This is a genomic window from Promicromonospora sp. NPDC060271, from assembly GCF_042726755.1.
Classification (GTDB): Bacteria; Actinomycetota; Actinomycetes; order Actinomycetales; family Cellulomonadaceae; genus Promicromonospora.
This window is the reverse complement of record NZ_JBHXBG010000020.1, coordinates 1-13,406: the sequence shown is the minus strand read 5'-3', so window position 1 is coordinate 13,406 and position 13,406 is coordinate 1. Positions and strand designations below refer to the sequence as shown.

The window sequence follows — 13,406 nt, the reverse complement described above, 5'->3', positions numbered from 1 at the left end:
TCAGGCCCAGATGGTGAACGGCCGGTCATCCACCCGCGGCTCCGCCACGTCAGGCGGGCCGACGACGTAGACCCGGTCCCCCGGACCCAGCACACCGAGAATGCGCTCGAGAGCAGCCGCGGCGTCGGCGTCGTCCGTGACGGCGAGGTCCAGGTGCAGGTGCAGGACGCCCGCCGCCACCCGCGCCCGGCGCCGGAGCAGGGGCACCGCGCGGACCAGCAGGCCGAGCCGGTGCCCCACGGGCTGCTGCACTGTCGGTTCGGCCATGTCGGTCATCCTCCGGCGTGAGCGGGCAGATATCGCTGCACAACCAGGCTAGCGCCGTCCGACATAAGTATCTAGGTTGTTCAACAATTATCTCGTCAGTTGCGCCTGCCCCTGACCGCCGACGCTGGGTGCTGGGTATTTGTGCGCTCCGCCCTCAGAACGCGCAAGTACCCAGCACTCAACGGGTTCAGTAGACGTACGGCCAGCCTGAGGAGTCGTAGCCGAGCAGGTTGATGCCGAGGCGGGGCGCCCCGCTGTCCGTGTAGTAGTGGTAGAAGAGCGCGTCGGCGTCGTTGTCGGCGATCACCGCTTGGTGGCCGGGCCCGTGGACGCTTCCGTGGCCCGCCAGGATCTCGGTCCCACCACCGGAGTTCATGGCGGTTCCCGCGCGGTCGACGTACGGACCGGTGACCGACGTCGAGCGGCCCACCATCACGCGGTAGGTGCTGCTGGCGCCCTGGCAGCAGGCGTCGAACGAGACGAACAGGTAGTAGTAGCCGCCCCGGTAGTGGATGGTCGGCGCCTCGATGGCGCCGCCGCCGCGGCCGGCGATGCTGTGGAACTCGGTCCCGGACCGCTTGCCCGTCGCCGCGTCGAGCCTGATCATCTTGAGGCCCGACCAGAACGAGCCGAAGCTCAGGTACCAGCGGCCGGACTGGTCGATGACGAGGTTGGGGTCGATGGCGTTCCAGTTGTCCGACGTGCGTGACTCGATGACGAGGCCCTGGTTCGTCCACGAACCCTGCGCACCAGTGGTGCTCGTGGCGAGGAAGATCGCCGAACGGTTCGAGCCGAACGTCGAGGCCGAGTAGTACAGGTAGTAGCGGCCGTTGACATAGGTGATGTCCGGCGCCCAGACGTGGTTGCTGTTGTTCGTGTACGCGTGCGCCCACGGGACGCCGTTCGGGAACGCGGCGCCGGCGTCGTTCCACCGGGTGCGGTCGGTGGACGTCTTGAGGGTGATCCCGTCGCCCGTGTGGGCGAGCAGGTAGCCGCCGGACGGCGTCTTGGCGACCTCGGGGTCGTGCACGCCGGTGCTCCCGGTGACGGTCCCCGGGTTGGGGTAGGCCGCCACGGCGCTGGGTGCCGCCATCGACGCGGCGGGGCTGATCGCGAGCCCGGCGGCGACAAGCAGCGCTACGGCCACCTGTCGGTGTCGGGCTCTGCCGGCTGATCGTGTTCGGAACTGGTGCATCTTTGCCTCCGTCCGGAAGGTGCCGACCGCGACGAGGCCTGGTTGTGAGCGCTCACATTCCGGGTCCGGACCGTCGTCGCTCCGGCTTCTACAAGGTTGTAGAACAGTGTGGGGCGGGTGAATCGGCCCGTCAAGGTGCAGGCGGGAGCAGTGTCGCCAACACCCCGGTGCGGCGCCTCGAAACGGTCGCCGAAACGGGCTGTCAAATCTCGCGGTCTGCGCGGTAGCCTTCCGACACCGCCGAGGGAGGACACCGATGCCCGCGCCCACGCTCTTCGACTACTCGGACCACAGTCCGTACTCAAACCCCGGAAATCACGCGGGATATTTCTCCGAGCTGAGCACCGACCCGGAGGAGCTGCACCGGTTCGTCTGCTCCGCCGTCGTGCACTACCGGGCCGGTAGCCCGCAGCTGACCGAGGCACAGAAGGCCGATCCCGACCGCCGCTGGCTGACCTCGATCCTGGACGCAGCGGAGATGCGCGCGCCGCTCGACGGGCCGCGCACGCAGGCGCAGCAGGTGGCCGGTTGCTGCCGCGACCACACGCTCCTGGCGGTCGGCGTGCTGCGTACGCACGGCGTGCCTGCGCGGTCCCGGATCGGGTTCGCCACGTACTTCACGCCGGGCTGGCACGCCGACCACGTCGTGGGTGAGCGCTGGGACGGCAGCCGCTGGGTGCGGTTCGACCCGGAGCTCGACCAGAAGGACTTCGACTTCGACGTCAACGACATGCCCACCGGGCCCGGGTCGCCGTTCCCGACGGCTGCCGAGTCGTGGCTGGCGATCCGCTCCGGGACCGCCGACCCGGCCACCTTCGGCGTCACGCCCGACGTGCCGCACCTGCACGGCAAGGACTTCGTCCGCTACTACGTGCTGCTCGAGGTGGCTCACCGGCATCGCGACGAGCTGCTGCTCTGGGACATGTGGGGACCGCAGCTCGGTGCACGGAACCTCCGCGACGCCGGCAGCGGACACGCGTCGGCCTGGGTGGAGGACGCCGGCCTCCCGGGCGCCGACATGTCCGACGCCGAGTTCGACGCCGTCGCCGACGAGCTCGCCTACCTGCTCGTCGCGGCGGACGCCGGGGACTCCGAGGCGGCCGACCAGCTCGCGGAGCTCTACCGCGGGGACGTCCGGCTACGCCCGGGCGAGCGCGTGCTCACCCTCTCGCCCACGGGCCACGCCGGCATCACGGACCTGGCCCTCCGCTGATCGTCCCGCGCACCCCGCCGAGGTAGAACCACCCCGCCACGGTTCTACCTCGGTGAGGGGTCCGGGAGCCGGGCCGCCAGCTCCTGCAGGACGTCGCTCGTGCCCGCCTCGATCTTCACCGTCGCGTACTTGTCGCCCCGGGTGATGCCGCGGTTCACGATCACGACGGGCTTGCCCGCGCCTGCCGCGTGCCGCACGAACCGGAGCCCGCTCATCACGGTCAGGGACGAGCCCGCGACGAGCAGCGCGTCGGCCGAGTCCACCATCGCGAACGCCCGCTCCACCCGCTCGCGCGGCACGTTCTCGCCGAAGTACACGATCTCCGGCTTGAGGACCCCGCCGCAGAACTCGCAGGGCGCCGGCCGGAAGTGGGCGGTCGACTCGATGACGGCGTCGGCGTCGGGCGCTATCTCGATGTCCGCGACGTCACCGACCGACTCGAGGAAGTCCGGGTTCAGGGCGTCCAGGCGCTCGGCGAGGTGCGTGCGCGAGATGACCCTGCCGCAGGACAGGCAGATCACCCGGTCGTAACGCCCGTGCAGGTCGATGACGTTGCGCGAGCCCGCGTCCTCGTGCAGCAGATCCACGTTCTGCGTGATGATCCCGGCGAGGAGCTCGCGCTCCTCCAGCCGGACGAGCGCCCGGTGCCCGGCGTTCGGCACCGTCCGGTTCACGTGCTTCCAGCCCACGTGGTTGCGGGCCCAGTAGTGACGGCGGAACTCCTCGTCGCCCACGAACTGCTGGTAGGTCATCGGGTTTCGAGGCGGGGAGTCCGGGCCGCGGTAGTCGGGTATGCCTGAGTCGGTGGAGACCCCGGCGCCCGTGAGCGCGGTGAACCGCAGGCCGGCGAGCACGTCGACGGCGTCGTCCACCGTGGTGCGGGCGACCTCGACGGGCTCCGGCTGCCAGGTGGTGGGTCGGGCTTGAGGGAACACGCTTACGAGGGTATGCCGCGAGCGGTCCGGCGGCGCCGCCATGTGTTCCATTTCGCACCGGACCGCATCCCGCTAGCCTGGGATCTCTTCGCACCGGAGCACGAGGGGACCGCGTGGGCGACTCAGCGATATCAAGGATCGACAGCACCCTGGCCGGCGACGACTTCGCGTGGTCCGTGACCCTCGTCGGCGAGGACCAGTCGGACAAGCTCGCCACCCTCGCCCAGTACCTCGACGACGGGCACTCGAGCACCGGCGACGGCAAGCGCGTCCCGTCGGGGTACGCCTACTGGGGTATCGGTCCCACCATCGCCTGGTCCAACGCCTCGAACGACCCGACCTACATGGTCATCAAGGTCGGCACCGAGATGTTCCGCAGGCAGTGGCGCACCATCTCGCCGCTCGTCACGGACGAGTGCGTACACCTCGTGAGCCTGGGCGTCGGCACCGGCGCCAAGGACGGGATGTTCCTGGAGACGATGTGGCGGGCCAACCCGTCGATGCTCTACATCCCGATCGACATGAGCGCAGAGATGCTCCGGACCGGCTCCCGCACCGCCGTCCGGGAGGCGCGCTTCCCGCTGGACCGCTCGCTCGGCCTGCAGATCGACCTCTCCCTGGACGGGAACCTCGAGGAGCTCAAGCAGTTCCTCGACCGTCTGGTCGACGACGAGCCGATCCTCTACTCGCTGGTCGGCAACACGGTCGCCAACTTCGACGGCGACGAGGACTTCCTGAACGGCCTCGCCAAGGTGCTCCGTCCGCAGGACCGGATGCTCGTCGAGTTCGCGAGCACGGAGAGCCTGTCCGACGTCGCGGTGCGCGACACCGAGGCCGAGTACCGCCAGACCCGCGGGTTCGTGGAGTTCGTCGCGAGCGCCGTCCGCTACAACACCGACCTCAAGATCGACCTCGAGCACATCAGGTTCACCGGATCGGTCGAGGACGAGAGCATCCTGCTGAAGGTGTTCTGGCAGAACGCCGGCTCGGAGGCGATCCGGATGCACGTCCCGGGCAGCCGGCCGATCCGGCTCAAGCCGCAGGACACGATCCGGCTGTACACGACACGCAAGTACACGACGGAGCGCATCGACCAGCTCGTCGCCAGCGCGGGCCTGCGCACCACCCATGTGCAGCGCGAGCACTACCGGCACACGCAGCGGCACAACCCGTTCGGTCTGGAGCTGCGCCTCCTGGCTCCCGACGAGAACGCGCCGGTCAAGCTGCCGACGTTCGACGTGTGGAAGTGATGCGGGCGCGGCTGCGCCTGCTGCGGCGACGAGCCCTGGTGGCGTGGTCGAGCCGCCGCTGGGCCCGCCGACGGCGCGTGATCGTCGCCGTGACCACGTATGCCCTGCTCGGCATCGCCTTTGTGCTCGGCATCCTGTGGATACTCGGTGTCGGACCCGAGTGGGAACCCTGGGTCAACTCGCTGACGCTTCTCGCCGGTGTCACCGGGCTCGTCGTGGAGCGGCAGAACGCCGAGACGGAACGCCGCTCGGAGGTGGTCGCCTCGGTGGTCTTCGAGCTGCAGCAGAACCGCGCGATCGTCGAGCGCCGTCTCGCCGGGCTCCGGACCGGCGGTGACCGCGCCCTGTCGGTCAGTCCCCGGCTCGCGCTGTCCGCCGTCGACACGGCGCTCGCTTCGGGTGTGCTGAGCCGGACGCCCGACAGCCCGCTCGTCGGGCAGCTGCACCGCTGGCGCGAGCAGGTGCAGGGCTACAACTGGCGGCGGGACCTGACGGAGTTCGAGCTCATGCTCATCAAGTACCAGGACACGTCCGCCGGATCGAACCTGTCCAGCCTCGCGAACGAACGGCTGTACCTGCTCCGGCTCCGCACGCTGCTCGACCAGCTTCACCTGGCACTGCCCCAGGTCTGACGGCGGATCAGCCGCGCCGCGCCTCGAAGAACTCGCGGAGCAGCGCCCCGCACTCCCCCTCGCGCACGCCGCCGAGCACCTCCACCTCGTGCAGCGCACGCTGGTCGCGCACGAGGTCCCAAACCGAGCCGGTGGCGCCTGCCTTCGGGTCCCACGCGCCGAGCACCAGACGTCGCACCCTGGCCTGCACCAGCGCACCCGCGCACATCGGGCACGGTTCGAGCGTCACCACCAGCGTGCAGCCGGACAGCCGCCACTCGCCGCGCGCCGCGGCGGCGGCCCGCATCGCGAGGACCTCGGCATGGGCGGTCGGGTCTCCTGTCGCCTCGCGCTCGTTGTGCCCGACGCCGATGACCCCGCCGGCCTCGTCGAGCACCAGGGCGCCGACTGGTACGTCGCCGGTGTCGAGGGCACGGCGCGCCTCGTCGAGCGCGGCGCCCATCCAGCTCTCCCAGTGCGCGCGGCGCTCGGCGACGCTCATCGCGCTCAAGCCCTCCGACGTCTCAGCCACACGGCTCACCCTAGTGAACCGCACGGCTGACAACCCGGTGTGGCCGACGCCGGGTGTGGGCCTGGCAACGTTCGGGGCCTCCACGCGGCCGTTGCGGGCAACTGCCCGGTAGCGTTGGGCCCATGCGCCTCCACGTCGTCGATCACCCGCTGGTAGCCCACAAGCTGACCGTCCTGCGGGACGAGACAACCACCTCGCCCACCTTCCGCCTGCTCGTCGACGAGCTCGTCACGCTCCTGGCCTACGAGGCCACGCGGGACATCGCCACCGAGCCGCACGAGGTCAGGACTCCGGTCGCGACCATGACGGGCACCCGCCTCGCGTCGCCGCCGCCGCTCGTGGTGCCGATCCTGCGCGCCGGCCTGGGCATGCTCGACGGCATGAGCCGCCTGCTCCCGACGGCGGAGGTCGGGTTCCTCGGCCTCGTGCGCGACGAGGAGACGTTCAAGGCCGTCACGTACGCGAACCGCCTGCCCGACGACCTCACCGGCCGGCACGTGTTCCTGATCGACCCGATGCTCGCAACGGGCGGCACCCTGGTCGCCGCCATCGACTACGTGCTGGAGCGCGGCGCCCGCGAGGTGACGGCGGTCTGCCTGCTCGCGGCGCCCGAGGGTGTCCAGCTTCTCGAGGAGCACGTCGGCGACCGCGCGAACCTGACCGTCGTCGTTGCCGCCGTGGACGAGCGGCTCAACGAGAAGGCCTACATCGTGCCCGGTCTGGGCGACGCGGGCGACCGCCTGTACGGCATCGTCTGACGCCCAGGCGTCAGGCTCGGTCGGCCGTCTGCTCTTCGGCGGTCTGCTCTTCGGTGGCCGGTTCCTCGGTGGCCGGCTCCTCGGCAGTCTGCTCTTCGGTCGCCGGCTCCTCGCCGCAGGCGGCGTAGTCCTGCCACGGCCACTGCCACTCACCGCCAGAGACGGTCGGCGTCGCGCCCTGCGTCGGTTCGCACTCGACGGCGCCGATGCAGTTCTCGCCCTGGACGCCGTACGACCACTCCACCTCGTGGGTCTCGCCCTCGAGCTGACGGTAGAGCCGTACGGTGACCGAGCCCTCGGTACTGATGGGGGTCTGCCGGGTCAGCGTGAGAGTGGTGGGCTGCCCGGCGGGCACCGCCTGGTCGGAGCCGATGTCGTTGCTGCTCTCGCGGACCAGCAGGCCCATCCAGTCGCGGCCGGTCCGGTTGTCCACGGTCGCCAGGAGCTGGACCTGCGAGTCGGCGGAGCACTGCGTCTCGGTGCCGACCGACACGGCGTCGCTGGGCCACTCGAGCTCGGCGCACGACTCGAACGAGACGTTCGCCGTGTCCAGCACCTTGCCCCCGGCCGTGATCTCAGAGGTCTCGGTGCCCCAGACGACCGGGTACTCGATCACCTGGGTCTGTCCGGCCTCGACAGTCCTGGTCACGTCCCCCGCGTGGAACCGCACCGGCAGTGTCGACTTCGTGTTGTCGGCGGTGAAGGCGAACTTCTGCACCGAGCGGTCCTGCTCGACGTCGAACTCGCAGGCTCCTGCGATCACGGGCTTGTCACCCAGTGCTGGGGCGATGGTCGCGGCGTCGTAGTGCGCCGTCGGGTTGTCCGTGGACACGACCGCCTCGGCGGGCGCGTCGCCGTCCTCGTCCTTGCCCTCCCGTGCGAGGCGGAAGACTGCCTCGCCCTCGGGCACTGCCGCGCTACCGGTGTCGACGGTCAGCGTCTGAGTTCCGCCCGGCGTCACGGGGAGGGACACCGACTTCAGGGCGGTGCCATCGACCGTGACCACCATGTCGACAGTCATGGTCTCGTCCGACGTGTTGGTCACCTTGCCCTCGACCGTCACGGTGCCGCCGGTGTTGATCGTCTGTGCGCTCACCTCGGTCGACCACGACGGCGTGTAGCAGTCCACTCCCTGATGGTCACCCGCCGGCACAGGCGTCTTGTAGGTCCGGCCGTCCACATCGGCGGCCAGGACGAAGACCGCCTGACCCGCCGGAAGCCGCAGGCCGTCGTGCGCCGTTAGCTCGATGGACTCCCCGGGTGCGAGGCTCTTGCCCGTGGAAGCGCTGGTACCGGCCGCCTGGAGGGCCACCCGCACCGTGCGCTGAGTCGTGTTGGTGTACGAGCCGGTCACCACGGCGTCGGCGGTGCCGTGTCCGCCCTCGGTGAGGCAGGAGGCAGTGACCGCGCCCACGCCGTCGGCGGCGTTCGCCCAGGCCGACGTCACGGTCACCGTCGCGGTGGTGGAGTACGCGTAACCGCCGGTGACGACCGGACGGATGTTGGCGACGCCGAGCTCCGTGGCCTCCGACGATGCCTCGACGACGGACGTGACGTTCAGCGCCACGACGCGGCCGTCACCTGGGGCGACCGCCGTCGCCGCGTCGGTACCCGTGTGCGGGGCACAGAACCAGGCGTTCGGCGACTCCGTGGCCGTGCAGGACAGCTCGGGCTGCGCCTCGGCGGGCCTGACACCGTCGGGCAGCGACACCTCGACGCCCCAGTCCCCGGGCACGGTCTGGTCGCCGGTGCTGTTGACACGGATCGGCAGCGCGGCGGTCCCCGGGCTGCCCAGCGAGACGTTGTCGGTCGACGCGGACAGCTCCGGGCCGAACGACGCGACCGTGCGGTCCGCGAGATCGATGGTCACGTGGTCGAGACCGTCGGCCCACACCTCGGCACCGATGGGATAGTCACCACCGGCGTTGGCCCGGACGGGCACCTCGACGCGGTGCGCCTGTCCCGGTGCGACCTCACCGAGCGAGCAGAGCAGCACGTTCGCCTGCTCGGTCGGGTTGCAGGCGATCGGGCCGCTGTTCGGGAGCGGTCCCACCGTGGCAGGCGCGCTGGGCGACGCGCTCGGCTCGGCCTGCGTCTCGCCGTCGGGGACGCTCTCGGGCTCCGTGCCGTCGGCGCTGTTCTCGCCCGCGCCGGCGTCGGGCGTCGCGGTCCCGCCGTCGTCGGCGCCTGCGGTCGGCTCGGCGGTGTCGCGGACCAGCCGTCCGCCCACACCCGTGCCGAACGGCCCCTCGTCCGGCGTCATGGTCAGACCGGGGGGAAGCGTGAGCTCGAGCTGCGTACCTGTCGCGGCGACCTCGCCCGCGTTCGTGATGGTGAACCCGAGGATCTGGTGCTCGCGCGGAGCCAGCGGGTTCGAGGCGTCGGTGTAGTCGACGCGGAGAACTGCCTGCGTGGCCGGGTCCGGCTCGACATCGGTGTCGGACGGCGACACCGGCTTGCCGTTGATCTCCTCGGCGCCGGGGAGCCCGCGGCCGTCCTCGGTGCTGATCACCTTGTCGTTGGCCACCGGCTCCGGGTCGCTGGGTCCCGCGATCTGCAGCGCCGCGACCACGCCGACGGCCGCGACCGCGATCGCGCCGGCCGCCACGCTGCCGCCCGTCGCGGCGGCGAACGCACTGGCGGTGGCGGAGACCGCCGACGACACCGCACCCGAGAACGTGCCGGTCGAGGCCGCACCGACGGTCGCCGTCGCCGCGGGCGCGGTTCCGGCAGCCGCACCCGCCCCCGCACCGGCCTTGGCCGCGACGAAGATCCCACCGATCGGCGCGCCGGCGCCGACGAGAGCCAGCCCGCCCGCGCCGAGCACCAGCGGAGCGATGACCGTCTTCATGCCGTGGGCGACGTCGTGCAGCTCGAGCACCAGGGCGCTGCAGGTGCCGCAGGTCGCCAGGTGGTCGGCGATCTTCGTGGTCTCCCGCTTGGACAGGCTGTCCCGCACGTACCCGCCGAGCAGCGGGTTCACGGAGCGGCACGTGTCCGAAGGGGCATGCGTCAGGTGCTGCTGCAGGTAGCCGGCACGCAGCGCTTCCTTGGCCCGGTAGAGCAGAGCGGACACACCGTTGGGGCTGAGCCCCAGCACCGGCGCCACCTGCGCGGGCTTCAGGTCGTCGACCAGGACGTACCAGAGCACCTCGCGCCAGCGCTCGGGAAGGTCGAAGTAGGCCTTGGAGACGACGCTGCGCTCGAAGCCGGCGAGCGCCGGGTCCTCGTCGGACGCGACCCGGCCGACCACCGACTCGATCTCGTCGTCGGTGCTCGGGCGCGTACGTGCGGCGCCGCGGGACACGTCGAACGACCGGTGGCGGACCACCGTGTACAGGTAGGGACGGAACCCTGCGTCGGGGCCTGCGCCGCGACGCAGCATCTCGAAGAGCTTGCTGAAGGCGTCCGCGACGACGTCGTCGGCGTCAGCGGGCGAGACGTACTGCCGCGCGAGCGCGCGCGCGGCAGCCGCGTGACGCTCGTAGAGCACGCCAAAGGCTTCGCGGTCACCCGACCTGACCTGCAGGATCAGTTCCGCGTCACTCGGGGTTCCCCCCGTGCTGCTCTCGGCTTGCTTCACGTCTACCCAGACTCTCGGCTGTGTCCTGTCCAAGACTATAGAGCCCCGTCGGGGTTTTGGGGGTGGAAAAAACATTTCTGGCATCAGGTTCGGGTGAAGTGCGGTACACCACGGCCGAAGGTGCGTCATGATGTATCCCCGTGAGGGTCCTTTCATCATGAGTGAGTCACAGCAGGAGGCGCGGGTGCGTGTACATGACCTGCGTGAGCGGTGGCGCGCTACGAGTCTTGCGTCGGTCTGGATCCGGCCGAACGACTGGGAGCATCCCGCCGCCGAAGCGCTGGCAGAGGCATTGGCCGAGGGCCGCGGGGTGATCGCGCCCGCGGAGCGTCTTGGTGCCGCGCGGGCCGCCGTCGGCGCCGGGATCACCGAGGCGCTGGACGACGTCGCCTGCCTGTACGCCGCGTTCGGCCGCCCCACCGACGTCGGCGCGCTGCGCGCCGCGGCGATCGGCTGGGTGGGAGAGCGCGAACGGGTGCCCTATCAGATAGCCACGCACGACCCGTCGACAGGCCTGCCGACCGGCGAGTACCTGGGCGAGCGCCTGCGCGAGACCTACGGCACCGCGCAGCGCATCGGCTCCACCGCCGGAACCACCCACTGCCTGCTGGTGCTCGACGTCGGCCTCGACAGCCTCGACACGTGGCAGCGGCTCGCGCGCTCGGCGGCGATCGGCCGCACCCTCCATCAGGTCTTCGGTGAGGGCCACCCGATGGCCGCCGTCGGCGACGGCACCTTCGTGGTGCTGTGCGAGCGCGGTCCCAGTACCGCGGAACTCGGTCAGTCGCTGCGCCGCGTCGTGGAGCGCAATGCCGAGGTGCTCGGCCTCACCACCGAGGTGCGCAGGCCGACCCGGGTCTGGGTCGAACGCCTGCCGGGGACGCACGACGACGCGCTGCTCCTCCTGGACCACCTGGCTCGCTGAGCCGCAGACGTCGAACCGCAGACGTCGAACGAAAAGCCAGAGCGCCCGCTCACCGTCGAGCGGGCGCTCTGTCGCTTTCCGCAGAGCCGGTCAGCGCTCCTGGAACGTGAGGCAGTCGGCGTGCCCCGGCTGCTCGGGCCCTGCACCCACGCGGATCGACGAGGCGCTGCACTCGAGGTGGTCGTTGTGCACGCACTCGCCGCGCTGGCAGGCACCGACGTGCGCGATGACCTTGTCGAGACCGCCCTTCGTGCTCAGCGGGATGAACGTCGCACAGGAGGCGTCACCTTCGTGACCTGCGATGGTGACGGCGCCGGCGTGGCAGCCGTGGTCGTGGTTGTAGCCGCAGCCCTCGATCGAGCACTCGGCGACCTCGGGCATTTCCATCAGCGTGCTCATGACTCACTCCTCATTGACCCGCGCGTGAACATCCGGATTAGCCCGAGCATATTCCTGAAATGCAGAACGCGTAGAGCAAGGAATGCCTTACCTACCTTTATCGGCGCATTCTCGATTAACGAAAGAATTGCGTTACCGAAATGGTCGGCGGTAGGGGTGCTCAGTCCTCGCGCCGGGGCGACGGCCGCCAGAGCACCACTGCTCCACCGCCGACGCCGCGGTGCTCGAGGTCGACGCGCATCGCCGTGCTCCGGACCCGCTGGCCGCGCTGCACGACGACGACGTCGCCGGCGGCAGGTCCCGCGGCGAACACGCGCCCCTCCTCCTGAACCCGCATCAGCAGGTCACCGAGGCGTTCCTCCAGGACCGACACGTGCGCCTCGAGGGCGAGGATGCGCTTGATCCCGGCGAGGTTGATGCCCTCGACCTGCGCGAGCCGCTGTACCTGCAGGAGCCGGGCCACGTCCCGGCGCGAGTAACGGCGGCCACGACCACGGGTACGCCGGGGTACCACCAGGCCGAGCCGGTCGTACTGGCGCAGCGTCTGCGGGTGCATACCCGCCAGCTCCGCCGCCTTGGAGACGGTGAGCACGGGTGCGTCGTCGTCGACCATGTGCCCCTCCCTGTCTCGTTCGCTCGGAACTGCGTGCGGGCAGGTTAACCGACCGCGGCGCGGTGGGGACCATGCCCCACCGCGCCGGAGGTCATTCCACCGCCCGCTCGGCCAGTCCGGCGCGCACGTCCTCGCCGTCGCTCTCCGCGGCGAACGTCTCGATCGCCTGCTTGGCCTTCTTGCTGAGCTTCTGCGGCACGACCACCTGGACGCTGACGAGCAGGTCGCCGTTCGCGGTCGCCGTGTGCACGCCGCGCCCCTTGACGCGCATCGACCGTCCCGACGGGGTCCCCGCAGGCACCTTCAGCCGCACGGTCGAACCGTCGAGGGTCGGCACCTCCAGCGTGGTCCCGAGTGCGGCCTCGGCGAACGTGACGGGCACGGTCATCCGCAGGTCAAGCCCGTCCAGCGTCCAGACGGGATGGGACGCCACGTGCACCGTGACCACGAGGTCACCCGCCGGGCCACCGGCGACGCCCGGCTTGCCCTTGCCGCGCAGCCGGATCTTCTTGCCGTCGTTGATCCCCGCCGGGATCCGGGCGGTGATGGTGCGGCCGTTGACGTCCAGCTCGGCGGTGGTGCCCTCCACTGCCGCACGGAACGGCAGCGTGACCTGCGCGGTGACGTCGGCCCCCTTCGTGGGCGCGCCGAACCCCGTCGGTCCCGCCGAACCGTAGGCTGACCGGCCTCCGCCGCCGAACATCGAACCGAGGATGTCCTCGAAGCCCGGGGCGGCGCCGCCGCCCTGCGAATAGCGCACCCGCGGCCCGCCTCGGCCGGCGGAACCGCCGAACATGGCGCCCATGATGTCTTCGAAGCCACCCGCCCCGGCACCGCCGGGTCCGGCGGAGAACCGAGCACCGCCGGCCATCGCGCGCACCGCGTCGTACTGCCGGCGCTGTTCCGGGTCGGACAGGACCGCGTAGGCCTCGCCGATCTCCTTGAACCTGCTCTCCGCGGCCGCGTTGCCCTGGTTCTGGTCCGGGTGGTGCTGGCGCGCCAGCTTGCGGTAGGCCTTCTTGATGGCCGCGTCGTCGGCGTCCTTCGGTACGCCCAGCACGGCGTAGAAGTCCTTCTCCATCCAGTCCTGACCGGTCATGGCACCTCCTTCCGCGTCGATATCGG

General features: G+C 70.7%; 13 protein-coding genes. 5 read left to right on the top strand and 8 right to left on the bottom strand.

What is annotated here, in order from left to right; genetic code table 11:
* Both ACFWE2_RS05320 and ACFWE2_RS05315 read right to left on the bottom strand, forming a co-directional pair.
* Entirely contained in the window at nucleotides 1-267 is a 267-nt protein-coding gene (locus ACFWE2_RS05320) for a hypothetical protein (RefSeq protein WP_377223171.1), read from the bottom strand.
* Between the two features lie 187 nt (nucleotides 268-454).
* The gene (locus ACFWE2_RS05315) at nucleotides 455-1,414 is read right to left on the bottom strand and encodes an arabinan endo-1,5-alpha-L-arabinosidase (protein WP_377223170.1); all 960 of its coding nucleotides are present in this window, start codon (nucleotides 1,412-1,414) and stop codon (nucleotides 455-457) included.
* Nucleotides 1,415-1,718: 304 nt separating this feature from the next.
* On the opposite strand from ACFWE2_RS05315, the gene ACFWE2_RS05310 reads away from it, so the two are divergent.
* The gene (locus ACFWE2_RS05310) at nucleotides 1,719-2,675 is read left to right on the top strand and encodes a transglutaminase-like domain-containing protein (RefSeq protein WP_377223169.1); all 957 of its coding nucleotides are present in this window, start codon (nucleotides 1,719-1,721) and stop codon (nucleotides 2,673-2,675) included.
* Between the two features lie 44 nt (nucleotides 2,676-2,719).
* Here the strand turns inward: ACFWE2_RS05310 and ACFWE2_RS05305 are convergent, their stop codons facing one another.
* A complete protein-coding gene (locus ACFWE2_RS05305; RefSeq protein ID WP_377223168.1) occupies nucleotides 2,720-3,652 on the bottom strand; it encodes a Sir2 family NAD-dependent protein deacetylase in 933 nt (310 codons plus the stop codon).
* Nucleotides 3,653-3,723: 71 nt separating this feature from the next.
* Between ACFWE2_RS05305 and ACFWE2_RS05300 the strand changes: the two genes are divergently transcribed.
* A complete protein-coding gene (locus ACFWE2_RS05300; RefSeq protein WP_377223167.1) occupies nucleotides 3,724-4,860 on the top strand; it encodes an L-histidine N(alpha)-methyltransferase in 1,137 nt (378 codons plus the stop codon).
* Nucleotides 4,851-5,492: a hypothetical protein gene (locus ACFWE2_RS05295; RefSeq protein ID WP_377223166.1), complete on the top strand. Its 642-nt coding sequence runs from the start codon at nucleotides 4,851-4,853 to the stop codon at nucleotides 5,490-5,492. Before ACFWE2_RS05300 ends, ACFWE2_RS05295 begins: the two co-directional genes overlap by 10 nt.
* A gap of 7 nt (nucleotides 5,493-5,499) precedes the next feature.
* Here the strand turns inward: ACFWE2_RS05295 and ACFWE2_RS05290 are convergent, their stop codons facing one another.
* The gene (locus tag ACFWE2_RS05290; RefSeq protein ID WP_377223211.1) at nucleotides 5,500-5,934 is read right to left on the bottom strand and encodes a nucleoside deaminase; all 435 of its coding nucleotides are present in this window, start codon (nucleotides 5,932-5,934) and stop codon (nucleotides 5,500-5,502) included.
* Between the two features lie 191 nt (nucleotides 5,935-6,125).
* Here ACFWE2_RS05290 and upp point away from each other — a divergent pair, with 191 nt between their 5' ends.
* The gene (upp, locus tag ACFWE2_RS05285) at nucleotides 6,126-6,761 is read left to right on the top strand and encodes a uracil phosphoribosyltransferase (RefSeq protein ID WP_377223165.1); all 636 of its coding nucleotides are present in this window, start codon (nucleotides 6,126-6,128) and stop codon (nucleotides 6,759-6,761) included.
* Between the two features lie 10 nt (nucleotides 6,762-6,771).
* Here upp and ACFWE2_RS05280 read toward each other — a convergent pair whose 3' ends face one another.
* Nucleotides 6,772-10,254, bottom strand: coding sequence for a sigma-70 family RNA polymerase sigma factor (locus ACFWE2_RS05280; RefSeq protein WP_377223164.1), 3,483 nt, complete (start codon nucleotides 10,252-10,254; stop codon nucleotides 6,772-6,774).
* 247 nt (nucleotides 10,255-10,501) lie between these two features.
* On the opposite strand from ACFWE2_RS05280, the gene ACFWE2_RS05275 reads away from it, so the two are divergent.
* On the top strand, nucleotides 10,502-11,269 hold the full coding sequence (locus ACFWE2_RS05275) for a hypothetical protein (RefSeq protein WP_377223163.1): 768 nt from the start codon (nucleotides 10,502-10,504) through the stop codon (nucleotides 11,267-11,269).
* Between the two features lie 90 nt (nucleotides 11,270-11,359).
* Here the strand turns inward: ACFWE2_RS05275 and ACFWE2_RS05270 are convergent, their stop codons facing one another.
* The 3 genes from ACFWE2_RS05270 to ACFWE2_RS05260 form a co-directional block, all read right to left on the bottom strand.
* Nucleotides 11,360-11,668 (bottom strand): DUF1540 domain-containing protein, encoded by a 309-nt coding sequence (locus ACFWE2_RS05270; RefSeq protein WP_377223162.1) that lies wholly within the window; start codon nucleotides 11,666-11,668, stop codon nucleotides 11,360-11,362.
* 160 nt (nucleotides 11,669-11,828) lie between these two features.
* The gene (locus tag ACFWE2_RS05265; RefSeq protein WP_377223161.1) at nucleotides 11,829-12,281 is read right to left on the bottom strand and encodes a heat shock protein transcriptional repressor HspR; all 453 of its coding nucleotides are present in this window, start codon (nucleotides 12,279-12,281) and stop codon (nucleotides 11,829-11,831) included.
* Nucleotides 12,282-12,372: 91 nt separating this feature from the next.
* Nucleotides 12,373-13,380: a DnaJ C-terminal domain-containing protein gene (locus ACFWE2_RS05260; protein ID WP_377223160.1), complete on the bottom strand. Its 1,008-nt coding sequence runs from the start codon at nucleotides 13,378-13,380 to the stop codon at nucleotides 12,373-12,375.
* Between the last annotated feature and the right edge of the window lie 26 nt (nucleotides 13,381-13,406).

Excerpts from the sequence above, each read along its gene's own strand:
- ACFWE2_RS05320 (WP_377223171.1), bottom strand. The coding sequence starts at position 267 with ATGGCCGAACCGACAGTGCAGCAGCCCGTGGGGCACCGGCTCGGCCTG.
- ACFWE2_RS05310 (WP_377223169.1), top strand. The coding sequence starts at position 1,719 with ATGCCCGCGCCCACGCTCTTCGACTACTCGGACCACAGTCCGTACTCA.
- ACFWE2_RS05305 (WP_377223168.1), bottom strand. The coding sequence starts at position 3,652 with ATGGCGGCGCCGCCGGACCGCTCGCGGCATACCCTCGTAAGCGTGTTC.
- ACFWE2_RS05290 (WP_377223211.1), bottom strand. The coding sequence starts at position 5,934 with ATGGGCGCCGCGCTCGACGAGGCGCGCCGTGCCCTCGACACCGGCGAC.
- upp (WP_377223165.1), top strand. The coding sequence starts at position 6,126 with ATGCGCCTCCACGTCGTCGATCACCCGCTGGTAGCCCACAAGCTGACC.
- ACFWE2_RS05275 (WP_377223163.1), top strand. The coding sequence starts at position 10,502 with ATGAGTGAGTCACAGCAGGAGGCGCGGGTGCGTGTACATGACCTGCGT.
- ACFWE2_RS05270 (WP_377223162.1), bottom strand. The coding sequence starts at position 11,668 with ATGAGCACGCTGATGGAAATGCCCGAGGTCGCCGAGTGCTCGATCGAG.
- ACFWE2_RS05265 (WP_377223161.1), bottom strand. The coding sequence starts at position 12,281 with ATGGTCGACGACGACGCACCCGTGCTCACCGTCTCCAAGGCGGCGGAG.
- ACFWE2_RS05260 (WP_377223160.1), bottom strand. The coding sequence starts at position 13,380 with ATGACCGGTCAGGACTGGATGGAGAAGGACTTCTACGCCGTGCTGGGC.